Origin of the sequence: Phenylobacterium sp. (assembly GCF_030646615.1) — a bacterium.
Classification (GTDB): Bacteria; Pseudomonadota; Alphaproteobacteria; order Caulobacterales; family Caulobacteraceae; genus Phenylobacterium.
Window position 1 is genome coordinate 1 of the sequence record NZ_JAUSLG010000005.1, and the last position, 17538, is coordinate 17538.

Annotated in this window: 16 protein-coding genes; 8 read left to right on the forward strand and 8 right to left on the reverse strand. The window is 66.3% G+C overall.

Going from position 1 to position 17538, the window contains the following annotated elements:
• From Q7S93_RS00535 to Q7S93_RS00550, 4 genes are all read right to left on the reverse strand, one after another.
• A partial coding sequence (locus tag Q7S93_RS00535) for a hypothetical protein (RefSeq protein ID WP_304711550.1) occupies positions 1-481 on the reverse strand: 481 nt, incomplete at its 3' end.
• An 82-nt stretch (positions 482-563) separates the two neighbouring features.
• A complete protein-coding gene (locus tag Q7S93_RS00540; RefSeq protein WP_304711551.1) occupies positions 564-1196 on the reverse strand; it encodes a hypothetical protein in 633 nt (210 codons plus the stop codon).
• Complete coding sequence (locus Q7S93_RS00545) at positions 1193-2554, reverse strand: O-antigen ligase family protein (protein ID WP_304711552.1); 1362 nt, start codon at positions 2552-2554, stop codon at positions 1193-1195. Before Q7S93_RS00545 ends, Q7S93_RS00540 begins: the two co-directional genes overlap by 4 nt.
• Before the next feature lie 255 nt (positions 2555-2809).
• A complete protein-coding gene (locus Q7S93_RS00550; protein WP_304711553.1) occupies positions 2810-3886 on the reverse strand; it encodes a transglutaminase-like cysteine peptidase in 1077 nt (358 codons plus the stop codon).
• 296 nt (positions 3887-4182) lie between these two features.
• On the opposite strand from Q7S93_RS00550, the gene Q7S93_RS00555 reads away from it, so the two are divergent.
• The 3 genes from Q7S93_RS00555 to Q7S93_RS00565 all read left to right on the forward strand — a co-directional run bounded on the left by Q7S93_RS00555 (position 4183) and on the right by Q7S93_RS00565 (position 7282).
• A complete protein-coding gene (locus Q7S93_RS00555) occupies positions 4183-4749 on the forward strand; it encodes a polysaccharide biosynthesis/export family protein (protein ID WP_304711554.1) in 567 nt (188 codons plus the stop codon).
• Between the two features lie 341 nt (positions 4750-5090).
• Complete coding sequence (locus Q7S93_RS00560) at positions 5091-6944, forward strand: phosphoenolpyruvate carboxykinase (GTP) (RefSeq protein ID WP_304711555.1); 1854 nt, start codon at positions 5091-5093, stop codon at positions 6942-6944.
• 128 nt (positions 6945-7072) lie between these two features.
• Positions 7073-7282: a hypothetical protein gene (locus Q7S93_RS00565; RefSeq protein ID WP_304711556.1), complete on the forward strand. Its 210-nt coding sequence runs from the start codon at positions 7073-7075 to the stop codon at positions 7280-7282.
• A 126-nt stretch (positions 7283-7408) separates the two neighbouring features.
• Here the strand turns inward: Q7S93_RS00565 and Q7S93_RS00570 are convergent, their stop codons facing one another.
• The 3 genes from Q7S93_RS00570 to Q7S93_RS00580 form a co-directional block, all read right to left on the reverse strand.
• Positions 7409-9343 (reverse strand): polysaccharide biosynthesis protein, encoded by a 1935-nt coding sequence (locus Q7S93_RS00570; protein WP_304711557.1) that lies wholly within the window; start codon positions 9341-9343, stop codon positions 7409-7411.
• 215 nt (positions 9344-9558) lie between these two features.
• On the reverse strand, positions 9559-10245 hold the full coding sequence (locus Q7S93_RS00575) for a TorF family putative porin (protein WP_304711558.1): 687 nt from the start codon (positions 10243-10245) through the stop codon (positions 9559-9561).
• Positions 10246-10434: 189 nt separating this feature from the next.
• A complete protein-coding gene (locus Q7S93_RS00580) occupies positions 10435-11238 on the reverse strand; it encodes an SDR family NAD(P)-dependent oxidoreductase (RefSeq protein WP_304711559.1) in 804 nt (267 codons plus the stop codon).
• 134 nt (positions 11239-11372) lie between these two features.
• On the opposite strand from Q7S93_RS00580, the gene queF reads away from it, so the two are divergent.
• Positions 11373-11828, forward strand: coding sequence for a preQ(1) synthase (gene queF, locus Q7S93_RS00585; protein ID WP_304711560.1), 456 nt, complete (start codon positions 11373-11375; stop codon positions 11826-11828).
• A 279-nt stretch (positions 11829-12107) separates the two neighbouring features.
• Here the strand turns inward: queF and Q7S93_RS00590 are convergent, their stop codons facing one another.
• Entirely contained in the window at positions 12108-12677 is a 570-nt protein-coding gene (locus Q7S93_RS00590) for a nitroreductase family protein (RefSeq protein ID WP_304711561.1), read from the reverse strand.
• 217 nt (positions 12678-12894) lie between these two features.
• On the opposite strand from Q7S93_RS00590, the gene Q7S93_RS00595 reads away from it, so the two are divergent.
• From Q7S93_RS00595 to Q7S93_RS00610, 4 genes are all read left to right on the forward strand, one after another.
• A complete protein-coding gene (locus Q7S93_RS00595) occupies positions 12895-13401 on the forward strand; it encodes an NUDIX domain-containing protein (RefSeq protein WP_370652030.1) in 507 nt (168 codons plus the stop codon).
• Between the two features lie 12 nt (positions 13402-13413).
• Positions 13414-14256 carry a serine O-acetyltransferase gene (gene cysE, locus Q7S93_RS00600; RefSeq protein WP_300572636.1) on the forward strand — a complete coding sequence of 281 codons (843 nt, stop codon included), beginning with the start codon at positions 13414-13416 and terminating at the stop codon, positions 14254-14256.
• Between the two features lie 99 nt (positions 14257-14355).
• Positions 14356-14547 (forward strand): DUF3126 family protein, encoded by a 192-nt coding sequence (locus Q7S93_RS00605; RefSeq protein WP_370652034.1) that lies wholly within the window; start codon positions 14356-14358, stop codon positions 14545-14547.
• A 131-nt stretch (positions 14548-14678) separates the two neighbouring features.
• The gene (locus tag Q7S93_RS00610; RefSeq protein WP_304711564.1) at positions 14679-17516 is read left to right on the forward strand and encodes a hybrid sensor histidine kinase/response regulator; all 2838 of its coding nucleotides are present in this window, start codon (positions 14679-14681) and stop codon (positions 17514-17516) included.
• Positions 17517-17538 lie beyond the last annotated feature (22 nt).

The following is a 17538-nucleotide window of genomic DNA, read 5'->3' on the forward strand; positions in this document are numbered from 1 at the left end:
CGCCGCCGCCGCCGCCGCCGCCGCCCGCCGCGGGGGGGGCGCCGACCGGCGCGGAGCCGGTGGGACCGCCGGTGGCGCCGGGCGCAGCGCCCGGAGCCGCTATGGCGAGTTGGACCGCCTGCGCCACAGAGGCCAGGGCCGCGCTGACCGCCGGCGAGGCGATGCCGGCGGCGGCCAGGGCGGCCTGGGCCCGGGTGAGTGCGACGGCGGCCACTTCGGCGCTTACGCCGCTGGCCTCGATGGCCGCTTCAATCGCCGCTTCAATGGCGGCTTCCTGAACCTCGGGGGATTCGCCCGCGGTGGCCGCCAGGGCTTGCTGCGTCGCAACCGCGATCGCGTCGGCAAGGGCCGTGGCCTGTGCTTCCTGGGTGGCCGACAGCTGGGCTGCGGCCGTGGTTGCAGTGAAGGCGACCGCGCCGAGGGCGGCGGTCGACACGAGGGCGCGCGCGATGGCGCTGATGCCGATCATCTTGAGGCTCATGGCGCCTCTCCTTAGAGGAAACGTGGGGCGGGAGTGCCGTCGTGACTTAAGGTCACAGGCACACAGATTTCTCAAGCAATTTCTAGCGGTGGTTTAGTAACTGTCGCCTAGTCTGAGCATTTTCGTGTCCCGATTGCATCAGCTCTGCCCTTCGGGCGCGCATCCGGGCACGTTCTTCCCGCATTTTGGCGCGCCAAATCGCGGCCGGCAGACGCCCGATCGGATTTTCGACCGCGGCAAGGGTGGCGATCATGTCAGGATACCGCGACGTGCGGGTAAACGCCAAGGTTTCGGACTTCACAGCGGCCCGAATCGCCGGCGTCAGGTCGCCCCAATGTTCCAGGGCGAAGCGCACCCGCCAGACCGCAACATAGTGGTCAAAAGGGCGGAGTTGGTAGGACCGCTCCAGGGCCTGCAGCCCCTCAGGCCCGAGGGCGCCGTCGGCGGCGTCGATATAGGCGAGCCTCAGCCAGGCCGACGGATCATAGGGCGCCTGAGCCAGAGCCCGTTCAGTCGCCTGGGTGGCGGCTTCGGTATCGGGGGGTGTCTGGCCAAGCGCCTGAGTCGCCCGCCTGTTCTCGGCCGCCGCCAGCGTGAACGGCGCGCCCGAATGGGTCGGGGCGACCAGCGCGACATAGGTCGCGCCGGCGGCCACGAGGGTGAACAGGCCGGCCAGCGCCAGGAGCGCGGTCTTGATCATCGCGAGCGGCGTCATCGACGCGACCCTTGAGACAGGGCGAACTGCAACCCGAGAAGGTAGCTCCAGAGCAGCGCCATGGAAGGCGTCTGGAGCGCGAAGTCCGAAAAGCCGTGCACCAGGAAGACGAGGTTCGCCGCCATCAGGGCGAAGAGGAGATGAGTCATCCGCGAGCGGGCCAGGCCACGAACGGTCGTGATCACCAGGACGGCGGCGATCGCGCCGAACATGGGTAGCGCGCCCACGAGGCCCGCTTCCTCCAGCCACTGGATGTAGACGTTGTGGGTGGCTCGGATGCGCCACAGGCTGTCGGTCGAACTCGCATCGAGGAGGGTGCGATGAATGATGTCGAAGGCGCCGAGCCCGTATCCCATCCAGGGGGACGCAAGGAAGGCCTTCCAGTGAAGGGCGAACAATTCCCCTCGCGACACTGCGCTTTCCCCGACGCCTTCGAAGCGGGCGACAAGCTGCTCGCCGAACAGGAAGAGGAGGACGGCCGCCGCCAGCAGGCCAGCCAGCACGCCAAAGGTCGCCCGGCTCCAGGCGATCTTGCCGGAGAAGAGCATCAAGAGAATCAGGGTCCCCAGGCCGGCGCCGGTGGCGAGGGCGGCCCCCCGGGATGCTGTCATTAGAAGGCAGACCACGAGGATCAGAAGCGCGGCCCAATGGCCTGTCGCAACCTGGACGGCGCGGCCGAGCCGCGCGCCGCGAAGCCGCCGCAGGAGCGGCCCTAAGGTCACGATCACCATGGCGGCGAAAAACGTGCCGGCGGTGTTGGGATTCAGAAAGTTGGCCTCCAGGCGGCCTCTTTGACTCTGATAGAGGCCACCGGTGACGAAGCCGAAGAACGCCCAAAGTCCCAGGGCCGCGGCCACCAGGACGAGGAGATTGACGGCGGTCTTGGCGCGTTCGTCAGATGCGCCGGCGGCCACGCCCACCAGAAAAAGGCAAGCAAGCCCCATCAGCTTGACCAGTTCCAGAAGTGTGGCTGAGCGGTCAATCGTGGCCGCGCCAGGCTGAAGGCCGACATAGGACCAGACCGGATGGGCGCCGCCTGGCGCAAACGGCGTCATCGAAAGCACGCCGGCGGCCAAGACCAAGAGAAATAAGACGGCCGGAATCAGAAGGCCCCGGACGCGCAACAGGTCCTTCCGAAGCCGGGGCGCCGCCAGAACCCCCAGAAGCATCAACGCCGCCGCCGCTGTGGCGATCAGAGCTGGCTCGGCGAGAAGCGCGCCATAGGCCAAATGGGCCGAAAGCAGCAGCGCCGCGGCCGCTCCCCCCAGACCAAAGCCCTCCGGCGGCGGCCAGAAGCGAAGGCTGGCTGGCTGTTCCTTGGCGACCGCCGAACGGCGTCTTCCTCGTTCTGCGCTCACAACGCGTCCTGGCATGGCCCGTGGTCGGCGGCTTCATCCGGTGGGCCGAACTGAAAACCGCCGCCTCAAGCTATTTGATGGGCCGCCCGCCGGCTCGGATCTGGCTATCAGAGCAGGCAGGATTTGGGGTGGAAAATTAGGCTTAGAGCGCGTTCCGTAAAAGTGAACCCCGGTGTCACGGATGAAACGCGCTCAAACTCTAGATTCTAGAGCATGATTCAACGATCAGACGGCTCCGTCTGATTGCATCATGCTCTAGCGTCCACCTGCAGGCAAGACCTTGCCGCTCGCGGCGAAGGTCAGGGGTTGTTTGACCATCGCCCAGCGAAACGGGCTGCCGGCCACCTGACGCTCTTGCCAACGGAGATTGGCCTTCTGCCAGGGGAGGACCCAGGGGTTGATGTTGTCGAGAACATACTCTCCCTGGTCCGTCGCCACGAGCAGCACGGCGTGGCTTTCGCCCCAGCTGGTGGTGACGACGGCGATCGACAGCGCGCTCAGGGGCAGGCCGGCCTCAAGGAGGGCGCGGCGCTTTTCGAGGACATAGTCTTCGCAGTCGCCGTACTTCTGACCCAGGGCCAGGGGCGTAGCCCAATGGTCGAGCTGGCCATAGTTTTCGGCGTCTGTCCGCCGGGCGATGGCCCGGTTCACCTTGTCATTGACCTTGTTGATCGTGGACCAGACAGCAGGCGTCATGGCGGGAACCGTCGGCGCGGAGCTTCCGGGGGCCTCGATCGTATGAAGCAAGGCCTGAGCGGCAGGGTCCTTGATCGAGGCGGGGGTCATGACGGCCTTTGGCGTCGCAGCGAGCAAAGCCACAGGTTGAGCCTGGATGGGACCTTTGCTGGCCCATGACAGGGTCCGGACGCCTGGCGCGCTTGCATCCGCCGCCTCGGCCTGGCCCTGTTGATCAGACTTGGCTGCGGCGAACACGCCCGACCAGTCGTATGTCAATCGCGCCTCTTTGAGGTCGATATCGAGCGCTTCGCGGCGACGGCGCGCCTCGGCGAAGGTCTGTGACCAGCTGGCGCTGCGCGTCTGGACCGCGGATGTCGCCACGAGGTTGTTACGATCTCGGCCGGTGGCGAACCTCGCCTCGGCTGCCGTGCGTTGCTGCAATTCAATCTGAGCCACCTGCTGGATCACGGCCGCCGGAGCGCCGCCGCAGTCTGAAGGTTGCCGCCGACAGAAGTCGAGGAAGGCGCTTGGCGGGGCGGCCGCCTGGGCCAGGCTCATAGGCGCGCTTGGTTCAGGCATGGTTGCACATGCAGACATCGTAAATGCCGCAATAACCATAGATGATTGAGTAAATATAGTCTTTCTAGACGACACCACACCCACCCCTTTCTGGAGTTCTTGTGTGGCTTGTTTACGATAGACCCAATTAAGCCTTACTGTAATTACGTGGTGTATAGTTCAGAACTAAACGTGGTTGCACGTAGGTAAATATGTACAGAGCCTGAACGGGGGGTTCATGATCTGGAAAGGCTGGATTATGGTTCTGTTATCTATGGCTTCGCCATCTTTGCCCGAAGCGGCAAACTGGGCGAGGCAGATGTTTCCAGTTCCGCCGCAGTGCGGTAGAAAACGACCCGAGGGACTATGAGAATGCGGAGCGAAAATTTCTAATGCAGCGAATTTTGTCCCTGCTCGGCCTGGTTGCGGCCCTGATCGTGACCTCGGCTGCGGCAAGCGCGGCCCATGCCCAGGAGGTTGAGGCCGCCATCCGGGCGATTCCGGAATATCGCCTTGGCTCGGGCGACAAGATCCGCGTCATCACTTTTGGCGAGGAAGCGCTGACGGGGGAGTTCGTCGTCGGCGGGTCGGGAAACGTATCCATGCCACTGATTGGCGATGTGGCGGCCGAGGGCCTTACGGTTCCCCAATTCCAGACCGCCGTCGAGGAGTCCCTGAAGCAGGGCTATCTTCGCGAGCCGCGGGTAAGCGTAGAGGTGCTGAACTATCGGCCCTTCTACATCATGGGCGAAGTGCAGAACCCGGGCGAGTACCCCTACACCAACGGGTTGTCCGTGCTGAACGCCGTGGCCACGGCCGGCGGGTTCACCTATCGGGCCAACAATCGACGAGTCTACATCAAGCGATCGGACTCCTCCATCGAGCGCGAATATCCCCTAACGCCCCTGACGCCCGTGGCGCCCGGTGACACCATCCGCATCACAGAGCGCTTCTTCTAGGCGCCGCCCCCAGCCTATTTCGGCGGGCCGCCCGGATTGAGCGCTCCGCGCCTTGCCCCGACCCCACCGCCCACCGCCATGGTTGGGCGGTGGTTTTGTTTTGGGGTGGGGCCCGTGGATTTTGTCGGCGGCAGAGCCGTGATCGCGCTCGCATCGGCGCCGAAGCGCTGGACAGGGGCTCACGCGGGCCGCCGTCAAGCCGGCAATATGTACCAGAAGTGGAAAAAATCACCCGGCCTGTGGTTTGCAGTGAGGGTGTCACGCATTATGGACTTGTTCATATATGAACCTCGGCGGTCCCTTGGCCCGAGGGAGGCGACAGCCGGGTGATGGAGAGCGTTATGACGGAATTGACCACGATACCGGGTCTAGAGGCTGCCCCAACCCGCCACGTCGGTCTGCTCGCCTGGGTCGCGGAGGTCGCTGCGCTGACCAAGCCTGATCGGGTTCACTGGTGCGACGGCTCCGACGCCGAATGGGCGCGTCTGACGTCCGAGCTGGTCGAGAGCGGCACGCTCATCCAGCTCAATCCGGAAAAGCGTCCCAACTCCTTCTATGCCGCCTCCGACCCCCGGGACGTGGCCCGCGTCGAAAGCCGCACCTTCATCTGCTCGGCCGACGAGGCCGACGCCGGCCCCACCAACAACTGGGCCGAGCCCGCGGAGATGCGCGCCAAGCTGCAGGGCCTGTTCGACGGCTGCATGCGCGGGCGCACCATGTATGTGGCGCCCTTCTGCATGGGGCCGCTGGGCTCGAAGATCAGCGCCATCGGCGTGGAGATCACCGACAGCGCCTATGTGGCCATCTCCATGCGCGTGATGACCCGTATGGGCGCCGCCGCGCTCGAGCAGCTTGGCGAGGACGGTTTCTTCGTTCCGGCCATCCATAGCGTCGGCGCGCCCCTGGCCGCCGGCGAGACGGACGTGGCCTGGCCTTGCAACGACGAGAAGTACATCGTCCACTTTCCCGAGACCCGGGAGATCTGGTCCTATGGCTCGGGCTATGGGGGCAATGCGCTGCTGGGCAAGAAGTGCTTCGCCCTGCGCATCGCCTCCGTCATGGCCCGTGACGAGGGCTGGCTGGCCGAGCACATGCTCATTCTCAAGCTGACCTCGCCGCAGAACGAGGTCCGCTACATTGCTGCGGCCTTCCCGAGCGCCTGCGGCAAGACCAACATGGCCATGCTGCAGCCGACGCTGGCCGGCTGGAAGGCCGAGACGATCGGCGACGACATCTGCTGGATGCGGTTCGGCGAGGACGGTCGTCTTTATGCGGTGAATCCCGAGGCCGGCTTCTTCGGCGTGGCGCCTGGCACCGGGATCGAGACCAACAAGAACGCCATCGACGCCCTGCACGCCAATTGCGTGTTCACCAATGTGGCCCTGACCCCCGATGGCGACGTCTGGTGGGAAGGCCTGACGGCCGAGGCGCCGCCGCAGCTGACCGACTGGCGCGGCAATCCCTGGACCCCGGCCTCGGAGACGCCGGCGGCCCATCCCAACGCCCGCTTCACCGTGCCGGCTGAGCAATGCCCGGTGATCGCGCCGGAGTGGGAAGATCCCGCAGGCGTGCCGATCTCGGCCATCCTGTTCGGCGGTCGTCGCGCCAGCGCCGTGCCGCTGGTGACCGAGGCCTTTGACTGGCGTCACGGGGTCTTCATGGCCTCCAATGTGGCGTCTGAAGGCACGGCCGCAGCCGAGAACGCCATTGGCGAGCTGCGCCGCGATCCCTTCGCCATGCTGCCCTTCTGCGGCTACAATATGGGTGACTACTTCGCCCATTGGCTGAAGCTTGGCGCCCAGGCTGATGCGGCCAAGCTGCCCCGCATCTATTTCGTCAACTGGTTCCGCAAGGATGAGCGCGGCAAGTTCGTTTGGCCGGGCTTCGGCGAAAACAGCCGCGTGCTCAAGTGGATCGTCGAACGGCTGGAAGGCCGGGCCCAGGCGATCGACACGCCCATTGGTCGTCTGCCCACCCGCGAGAGCCTCGACCTGAGCGGGCTTTCCCTGACGGACGCCCAGCTGGATCTCCTTCTGAGCGTAGACGCCGAAATCTGGAGCCAGGAAGCCGCCCTCATCCCGCCGGCCTATGAGCGCTTCGGCGACCGCTTGCCCAAGGCGCTTTGGGACGAGCATGCCGCCCTCGTCAGCCGCCTGGAACGCGAGCGCCGGGGCCAGACGGTGGCGGCGGAGTAGTGGCGCCGCGCCTGCCTATTTGTGCGGCGACATGGTTGTGTCGTCGCTGGCGGGGGATCGAAACTTGACACAGTGCGTTACGGAGACGTCTGATGTCTGACGATGTTGCAGCGCAAAAGGGGCTGGAAATGTCTGAGCCGCTCTTCGCCTATTCCCTAAGCCAGGACATGTCCGGCTGGGCCTGGAGCGTCTATGACGAGGCCGGCGAGATCGTCGCCTCGGGCCTGGACGCATGCCAGGAGACCGCCAAGGCCGCCGTTGATCGCGCCATGCGTCATGTGGCCTGGATCGGTCTTTCCGGCCCTGGCCGCCGGCTCTCAGCGGCGGGATCGGCCTAGGAAGGCGGATGCCCCCGCCTCGGCCTGTCCGCCCGGACTCCGTTAACGCCGAGATCTGAATCGCGTCTTCAAGCGGCGCCTACGACAGGTTCGCCCTGGCGCATGGTCCCGAGGCTAAATGGCGGCTTAGCCGCCCGCCACCACCTTCAGGCGCGGTGCGCCGCCCGGCCGCTGGCCGCGAACCTGGCCGACAAGGTCGAACAGGGCGGTGCGCACCCCTTCGGCGTCGGCCTGCTCGGCCAGGGCTTCCAGGGTCTGGAGATGCCCCGGCGTGATGCCGACGGCCGAGTTGGACACCACTTGCATCACCTTGGGCGCGCACGGCGCCGCCTGCTCATCCTCATCGAGCAGGGTTTCGGTGAGTTTCTCGCCGGGGCGCAGGCCGGTGACCTCGATCTCGATATCCTGACCCAGGGTGCGGCCCGACAGGGCGATCATCTGCCGCGCCAGATCCATGATGCGGACCGGCTGACCCATATCCAGGATGAAGAGCCGCGCCTGGGCGTCCCGGTCCTCGGCGCTGGCCGCGGTGGCGTGCAGCACCAGCTGAACGGCCTCCGGGATGGTCATGAAGAAGCGCGTCATGTCGGGATGGGTGAGGGTGACCGGGCCGCCGCGTTCGATCTGTGACTTGAAGATCGGCACCACCGAGCCAGCCGAGCCCAGCACATTGCCAAAGCGCACGGCGGCGAACCGGGTCTTGCCGCCATGGGTCTGCTGCGCCTGGATGACCGCCTCGGCCAGCCGCTTGGTCGCCCCCATCACGTTGGTCGGATCGACCGCCTTGTCGGTGGAGATCAGCACCATCTGGGCCGCCCCGCAGAGGCGGGCGGCCTCGGCCACGTTCCAGGTGCCGATGACATTGGTCAGGACGCCCTCGCAGGGGAGACGCTCGACCATGGAGACGTGCTTGAGCGCCGCGGCATGGAAGACCAGGTCCGGGGCCTGGGCGGCGAAGTGGCCCTGCAGCCGGCCGGCATGGCGAACGTCGCAGAGGACAGCGGTGCGCGAGATGTCGGGATAGGATTCGGCCACTTCCCGCTCGATGGCGAACAGCGCCGATTCCGAGGAGTCGACCAGGGTCAGGTGGGCGCAGTCGAAACTGGCGACCTGGCGGGCGAGTTCGCCGCCAATACTGCCGCCAGCGCCGGTGATCAGCACCCGCCGGCCCCGGATCAGGGCCGCCAGGGGGGCGGCGTCCAGCTCGATAGGCTCCCGCGCCAGGAGCTCTTCCACGCTGACATCGCGCAGCGGCATCAGGGCCACGCCTTCGTGATGGCGCAGATCAACAATGCTCGGCAGGCGGAGCATCCGCACGCCCTCAGCCTTGAAGCGGCCGAGATGGTCAGGGCTGAGCCCCTTGATCTTGCTGGGCTCGTCCAGGAACAGCACGGCCCGCGGATAGCGGTTCCAGCGGCGCAGATCGACCAGGGCCTCGTCCAAACGGTCGAGGCTCTCGAGGATGCAGACGCCGCGAACCTGCTGGCCCACGTCGCGCAGATCCAGGCCGATGATGCCGACCGGGGTGAAGCGGCGGTCGTGGGCGCGGGCGGCGTCGCGCAGATAGGTGTCGGCCAGGGCCGGCGGGCCGATCAGCAGCAGAGCCGGGGCCTGGGCGCCCGTCTTCGACCGGATCGGGGCGACCTTGACCAGGGCGCGCTCATGGATGGCGCGGCGCAGCACCCGCAGGCCCAGGCAGCCGGTCACGTGAAACACAGCCGCCATGGCCAGGGCCGAGCGGGGCAGGGTCGAGGCTCGGTCCAGCACCCAGACTGTGAGGAGGAAGAGGACGGCCGTCAGGGCCGCGATGCGCCCGATGACCAGGGCGTCTGGGATGGAGGCGTAGCGCCAGGGAGAAAGCTCGCCGCGGAACAGGGTCGTAAATACCGCGGCGAAGGCGGCATAGATCGCCGTCAGTTGGATGATGTTGAGAGATGGTCGCCCATCGAAGCCAAGGTCAGGCAAGGCCGAGGGCGAGAGAAGATAGGCGCATAGAAAGGCCAGAGCGGCGATGGCGACATCGACAACGACGGTTTGCGCTCGGAAGGCCATCCGCATCATGGGCTGATCTCCACGACTCCCTGCGAGCCGACAACATAGACGGGGCTTACCACCCCTCCAACCAAACTCAATCCGGGGACGAAGTGATCCCGGACGCCAGACCCGGACGGTCTGTGGCCGAAGCCTGGGAAGGCTTTGAAGCGTGATCGTGTTGGAAATAAGAAAAGCCGCCGCCTTTCGGCGACGGCTTCTTTGAAGTGCTGCTTTTCCGCGCCTTAGAAGGCGGCGGTCAGGCTGGCCACCAGGCGGCCTTCGCCGAGGTCGCCCAGGGCGTCCTCATCGGTGTCGTGATAGCGCAGGTCGAGGCCAATGGTCTCGTTGAAGGCAACGCCCAGGCCGATGTTCCAGGTGGTGTAGTCACCGCCGCCGTCGAACTCCTGACGGCCCACGGCGCCGCTCACGCTGAACATGTCGTTGATCGGGGCGGCCGCGTTCACTTCGTAATAGAAGGCGTCGCCGATGCCGCCGAAGAATTCCGGCGAGTAGTAGATCGCCGCGCCGATTTCAGCCGGGCCAGCCGGGATGGTGCCCGAGGCGGCGAATTCCCAATAGTTGTAGTCCGAGCCCGACGGCGCATCGACATAGGCGTAATAGATCGCCGCGAAGTCGGCCGACACCGGACCGATGGTCGGGGTGACGCCCGCATAGAAGTCCACTTCAGCGGCGGTGTCGTCGCCGAAATCGACGTTCGAGGCCCACACGCCCGCATAGCCCATTTCACCGATGGCGAGGTCGACGCCGCCGAACACTTGCGGACCTTCATCGGTTTGGCTGACGCCGCGGAAGACGTAGTCGGACGCAACGCCGACATTGAAGCTGACAGGCGATTCCTGAGCAGCGGCGACGCCGCCCATGGCGAAGGTGGCGGCGGCGGCGAGAAGCGTGAGCTTGAGAGTTTTCATTTATTATCCCCTTGAGTTCCCGATCGGGCCTTGCCCGACCGATGTTCTGCATCCTCATGGTGAAGGAGGGCAGATCAACGGAGGTTGGTCCCTCGGAGCCTTGAGCTTAGACCGTGGCGAAATATTCGGCACGCCTCAGAAACGGCGCCAAAATAAAAGGCGCACCACTGTCACGCTTCTGCCACAGGATTAGCGCATGGCCAGCGGGGCATACCCCAGGTGAGTCCCAGCATCGACCAACAGGGTCTCGCCGGTGATATGGCGGGCGGCCGGCGAAGCCAGAAAGACCGTCGCCCCAGCCACGTCTTCGGCGGTCGAAGCGGCCTTCAGAGGGGTGGAAGCGGCAGCGCCTTCCCGCATCTTTTCGGCCCGTCCCGCCGGCAGTCCCTTCTCAAACCAGGGCGTATCGATGAAGCCGGGGCAGACCGCGTTCACCCTGATTTTCGGCGCCAGGGCCCGGGCCAGCGAGAGGGTCATGGTGGTTAGCGCGCCCTTTGACGCCGCATAGGGAACCGAGGAGCCAATACCCATGACGCCGGCGATCGAGGCGGTGTTCACCACCGCCCCGGCCTGGGGGGCGGCCTCCAGCAGGCTGCGGCAGGCGCGCAGGACCTGATAGGCCCCCACCACATTGACGCGATAGAGGTCGAGGAAGTCGTCGGCCGAGACGGCGTCCAGGTCCGCGTGGTTGGGGGCGAACCGGGTCATGCCGGCATTGTTGAACAGGGCGTCGATGCGCCCGAGGGGTTCGGCTGCGGCGGCGATCTTCCGGCAATCGGCGTCGTCGCCCACATCGGCCTGGACCAGGATGGCGCGGGCGCCCTTGGCCTCCACGAGACGACCGGTCTCCTCGGCCTCATCGCGGCTGCGGGCGTAGTTGACGATCACCGCGCTGGCCCCGCGGCCCGCGGTTTCGACGGCGATCGCCCGCCCAAGGCCGGTCGAGGCGCCGGTCACCACCACGACATAGTCCTTGAAATCCTGGCCGCTCATCGACGCCTCCTCCGGTGATGCAGATCGTTGTCTGCGCCCTATGCTGATCTGACGAAGGTTTAGCGAGGCGGCGGCGTGCTGTCGCCCCTTGCCCCATGGTTGCCCGCGTTTCGAACCAGAGCTAAAGCCGGCCCATGGAAGAGACCCATCTGACCCAACTCGGCCAGCCGGTGGCGGGCTTCGCCAGCCCAGAGGATGCGGTGCTGGAGCGGGTGGCCAACCCGCAGGCCGACACCCTGTACCTGGCGCGCTTCACCGCGCCGGAGTTCACCTCGCTCTGTCCGGTGACCGCCCAGCCCGACTTCGCCCATCTGGTGATCGACTACGCCCCTGACCAATGGCTGATCGAATCCAAGTCGCTGAAGCTCTATCTGGCTTCGTTCCGCAACCACGGCGCTTTTCACGAAGACTGCACGGTCGCCATCGGCCGCCGGATCGTCGAGGTGGCCCAGCCGCGTTGGCTGCGCATCGGGGGCTACTGGTACCCGCGAGGCGGCATCCCCATCGACGTCTTCTGGCAGTCGGGGCCGCCCCCTGAAGGCCTCTGGCTGCCCGATCAGGGCGTAGCCCCCTACAGGGGGCGGGGTTAAAATTCAAGTTACCAGCCAGGCACGGCAATGTTCGAGGCCCAGGCCAAAGATCAGGTCCTGCGGGCCTGAAGCTTAAACGACCCGGGGATTCGCCCAGGTCATGAGGACCCATTTTGGGTTTCCGCCAAATTCGCGGCCCGCTGGCGGGATGGAGGATGATCAGCTATATAGAGACTGCCCAACTCTCCTCGGGCGTGTCACCTGGGGCCGGGCGGTGCATCTGCGCCGTCCGGCCTTTGTGACTCTGCGCTCGGTCTTTCTTGTCGGTCGCGGGCCCCCTCAGGCGCTCCAGCGGCTGACGAGACCCGTCCAGTCGGGCCGGTCGCGTTCCAGCGGCGGCTCCTTGGCGGTTCCGATCAGCACATAGCCGGCCACGCGCTCGCCAGCCTCCAGTCCCAGGATCGTCATCGCCTCAGGATCATAGGCGTACCAGTCGGTGATCCAGTTGGCGCCATAGCCCATGGCCGTCGCGCCATAGAGCAGGTTGGCGCAGACCACGGCGGACGAGAGCAGCTGCTCCCATTCCGGAATCTCCGAGGGCCGCGGCCGCGAAATCACCGCCACGCCCATGGGCGGGGCCTTGAGCTTGGCGAGCTTGGCGGCGGCCTTGGCATCGTCGCGGTTGAGCGCCAGGGCCTCCAGGCGCGCGGCGAATTCGGTCTTGGCCGCGGGTTCCAGGACGATCATCCGCCAGGGCGTCAGCTTGCCATGGTCCGGCACGCGGCTGGCCAGGCGCAGGAGCATGTCGAGTTCGCCAGCCTCGGGGCCGGGGGAAGTCAGGGTCAGGGCCGAGACCGATCGGCGGAGCGCCAGGAAGTCCAGGACCTCCGGGCTGGCGGCGATCGGCATGGGCGTTCCAAGCGGGGAGGGCGCAGGGAGAGCGTGGGTCAAGGCGTTCCTTTTCGTGGACATGGGCGCGATTCTATCGCTGCCATCAGCATAGCCTGTCGTTATAGTTGAGAATATGTCGCAAAAACCGTCCTGGCTCCAGCCCCATGGTCATCCATGGCGCGCAGACGCCCCCCGCCGTGTCTACGAAAACCCATGGATCGCCGTGGATGAGCATATGGCCACGGCGCCGACCGGCGTCTCGGGGCCCTATGGGGTGGTCAAGTTCAAGAACCTCGCCCTGGCGGTCCTGCCTCTGCATGAGGACGGGACCGTGACCCTGGTGGGACAGAACCGCTTCCCGCATGGGGATTACAGCTGGGAGATTCCCGAAGGGGGCGGCCCCCTTGGGGAAGACCCCCTCGAAGGCGCCCGTCGCGAGCTGCGCGAAGAGGTTGGCCTGGCCGCTGGAACCTGGCGCGAGGTGTTGCGCGCTCAACTCTCCAATTCCGTCACCGACGAACGGGCGGTTGGCTTCCTGGCGACCGATCTGACCCCCGTTCCCCAGGCGCCGGACGAGACCGAAGATCTGGCTATTGTCAGGGCGCCTTTTCGCGAGGTGCTGGAAACTGCGCTTTCAGGTCATATGTTGGATATGTTGACGGTGGCGATGCTGCTGCGCGTCTACCACATGGCCCATGAAGGGGCCTTGCCTCCGGCGCTGGCGCGTCGGGTGCTGAGCTAGGGGAGAGAGCCCATGGGCCGCGAAGACGCCGCAAGGCTGGAAGTCATCGATCCGGGGCACGCCCCGCCGGTCTGGGCGGCCCTGCGAAACGAGGCCGAGCGGGCCGCCCGCGACGAGGCGGCCCTGGCGTCGCTGTTGAACGCCGTGATCCTCAGTCACGACAGCCTGGGCGACGCCCTGTCTTATCAATTGGCGCGCAAGCTCGGCGACCAGGAGCTTCGGGCCATGAGCCTGCGCGACATCGCCGAGCAGGCCTATGCCGCCGCGCCGGAACTGGTGGAGATCGCCGAGGCCGACCTGAAGGCGGTCTTCGAGCGCGACCCGGCCTGCAAGGGCTATGTCCAGCCCTTCCTGTTCTTCAAGGGCTTCCTCGCCCTGCAGACCCAGCGGGTGGCCCACTGGCTCTGGAGCCAGGGCCGCGACACCATGGCCTTCTATCTGCAGAGCCGCATGTCCGAGATTTTCCAGGTAGATATCCACCCGGCCACCCGCATCGGCTCGGGCGTCTTCATCGACCATGGCACCGGCATCGTCATTGGCGAGACCGCCGTCATCGGCGACGATGTCTCCCTGCTGCAAGGGGTGACCCTGGGCGGTACGGGCGCCGAGCGCGGCGACCGCCATCCCAAGATCGGCCGCGGGGTGCTGCTGGGGGCCGGCGCCAAGGTGCTGGGCAACATCACCATCGGCGACTACGCCAAGGTGGCTTCAGGGTCTGTGGTGCTGAAACCGGTGCCCGCCCACTGCACGGCGGCCGGCGTCCCGGCGCGACTGGTCAACTGCCCGACCTGCGACGAACCGGCCCGCAGCATGGACCACACCCTGGCCGAGGCTGTGTACGACTACGTCATCTGAACCCAGAATTGTCTGGTCGAGGTTTAACAGGAGGCCGCGAGCGTCTAGGTTCGCGGCCTCTTCAGATTCCAAAGGAGCCCCCCCGTGGACGAACGCGCCATGCGTAAAGTCGAAGGCCACCTGCGCGGCACCTTCGCCAACGCCAGGATCACCCTGGTTCCGCGCCCCAAGCAGAAGGACTCCGCTGAGGTATATATCGCCGACGAGTTCAGTGGCGTGGTCATCGAGGACGAGCACGAGGCGGGCTCGTTCATGTTCGAAATGGCGATCCTGGCCGAAGATCTGCCCTGAGGCCCCCGCCGTCGGCGGCGCCTTCGAAATAGGCTGAACAAGCTCATCCAGACGGCGTTTGACGGGTCGTTAACTGCCATAGGTTGAACCTCCCCAGACGGGTTCTGGGTGGGTTTCGAATGTTTGGAACTATGCAGCTTTGGGGCGGCGGGGTCGGACCGAAGTTTGACGCCGAAGCCCTGCGTCCGACGCTGCGGCGGATGGCGCAGGCGGCCCGGGCGCATTTTGCCGCCGATTCCGTGGAAATCGTTCTGCACGACGGGGACGATGCTTTCCGCTGTGGGGAAGACGGCGTTCTTCAGCTGGTGCTGGACGCTGGTCCCGAGGTCCTGTTCGCCGAACCTCTGTGGTCGGTTTCGAAAAGGCGGAACGTCGAGCTGGGCCTGGTGGGCGGCGACCTGGCGGCCAGCGCCCCGGTGCGTTTCACCGCTGATGGTCTGCGCGGCCGCCTGACCGTTTTTGCGTCATCGCGGCCCTATGACGTGAGTCTGGCGGAGATCCTGGCCGATCTCGCCGACGGTGTCGCCACCACGGCCGGCCGGCTCTACGCCGCCCGCCGCCAGGACCAGGCGCGGGCCGAAGCCGACGCCGCCGAACAGCTTCTGCTCAACATGATGGCCGCCGCGCCCGTCGCCATAGCCGTCACCGACCGCGATCTTCGGCTGATGCACGCCAGTCCTAGATGGAGTCAGGAACTCGGGCTCACCGGGCAGGACGTGGTCGGCCAGCCGGTGGCGGAGCTTCTGCCCGACGTCGCCGCGCGCTGGGGCGAGCGTCTTCAGGCTTGTCTCGATGGCGAGACCCTGAAGGCCGATCGTATCCGGTTTGAGACCGCCGATGGCCGCCACATCTGGGCCCGGGTGGAGGTCACCCCCTGGCGCGATCCGCAAGGGGAGATCGGCGGGCTTTTGGTCCTGTCGCAGGACATATCGGATCTGGTGGAGGCGCTCGATCGCGCCCAGCGCTCGGAAGGGCGCATGCGCCTGGCCACGGAGCTCTCGGAGATCCACGTCTATGAGCTGGACTACAAGTCGCGCCAACTGCTGAGCATCGGGGCCGAGGACACCTTCTTCAACCGGCGCCTCACCTATGAGGACCTCTATCGCAATGTCTGGGTCTCGGTGCATCCGGACGACCGGGCCATGGCCCAGGCGGCGTGGGAGCGCCATCGTGAGACGGGGGAGCCCTACCGCGTCGAATACCGGGTGGCGCGCGATGACGGCCAGGAGGTCTGGGCCTATTCGACGTCTGAGCTGATCGCCGACGAAAGCGGCCGGCCACTTCGCCTCGTCGGCGCCTTACAGAACATCACCGCCCGCAAGGCCTACGAGGCCGAGATGGCGCGAGCCCGGGACGACGCCGAGGCGGCCAACCGGGCCAAGAGCGAATTCCTCGCCAATATGAGCCATGAGATCCGCACCCCCATGAACGGGGTGATCGGCATGAACTCGCTCCTCCTGCGCAGCACCCTGGCGCCTGAACAGCGCAAGTTCGCCGAGGCGGTGCAGACCTCGGCCGAGAGCCTGCTGGCGATCATCAATGACATCCTCGACGTCTCCAAGCTTGAGGCCGGCAAGGTCGATCTGGAGGCGATCGACTTCGATCTCACCGACCTGGTGGAGGGCGTCGCCGAACTGCTGGCGCCGCGGGCGACTGAAAAGAGCCTGGAGATCGCCTGCTATCTGGACGATGGCGCGCAAGGGGGCTTCACCGGCGACCCCACCCGCCTGCGCCAGATCCTGCTGAACCTGACGGCCAATGCGGTGAAGTTCACTGAGCGCGGCTTCGTGGCCCTCGAGGTCAAGTCCGACGACCTTCCGCAAGGGGGCAGGCGCCTTCGCTTCGAGATCGCCGACACCGGTCCTGGCCTCAGCCGGGAGGCCAAGGCCGGCCTATTTCAGAAATTCCATCAGGCCGACGGCTCCATCACCCGCAAATACGGGGGCACGGGCCTGGGGCTCTCCATCTGCCGGCAACTGGTCGAGCTGATGGGCGGTCGAATTGGCGTGACCGATCGGCCGGGCGGCGGCTGTGTCTTCTGGTTCGAGCTCGATCTGACGCCTGCGGCGGTTGAGCCGGCGATCGCCGCCCAGGCCTGCGCACTCGAGGGGGTCAGGGTGCTGGTGGTCGACGACATCGACCTCAACCGGCACATCTTCCGTCGCCAGTTGGAGGCGGAAGGCGCGCTCATCGCCGAGGCCGAGGGCGGCCGCCAGGCGTTGGAGCTCATGGCCCGGGCCAGGGCCGATGGCGTCCCCTTCGACATCCTGCTGCTCGACCACATGATGCCCGGCATGGCGGGGGACGAGGTGGCCCGCGCCGTTCGTGCGGCCGGCGGCGCCGATCAGCCCCGCATCGTCATGGCCTCGTCCATGGGCGCCCCCAGCCGCCATGAACTGGAGAGCTGGCCGGCCCTGGACGCCTTCCTGACCAAGCCGGTTCGCCACCACGTCCTGACCGAATGCCTGGGACGCATGGCGCTCACATCCCGCGCCGCCTTCTCCCCGGCGCCAGCCTTGCCTGAGCCCGCCAGGCTCCCGGCCCCCGACAACCATGCGCCGCCCGCCCGGATCCTTCTGGTCGAGGACAATGAGATCAACACCCTGCTGACCAGGACCCTCCTGGGCGAGGTCGGCTGCCAGGTGGACTGTGTGGTGAACGGCGCCCTGGCCGTGACCGCAGTCGAGACTGAGGCCTATGACCTGATCCTGATGGACATGCAGATGCCGGTGATGGACGGCCTGGAAGCCACGCGGCGCATCCGACAGATCGAGGGGCCAGCCAGCCAGACCCCCATCATCGCCATGACGGCCAACGCCATGCAGTCCGATCAGGACGCCTGTTTCGCCGCCGGCATGGACGACTTCGTCTCCAAGCCCATTCAACCGTCGGCCTTCCTCGAAACCATCGCGCGGAACCTGCCGCCGCAGGAAACTCAGTCCACGGAACTGGAGGGTTCCGCCGCCTGAGCCCCAGGGCTAAGGGTGGAGA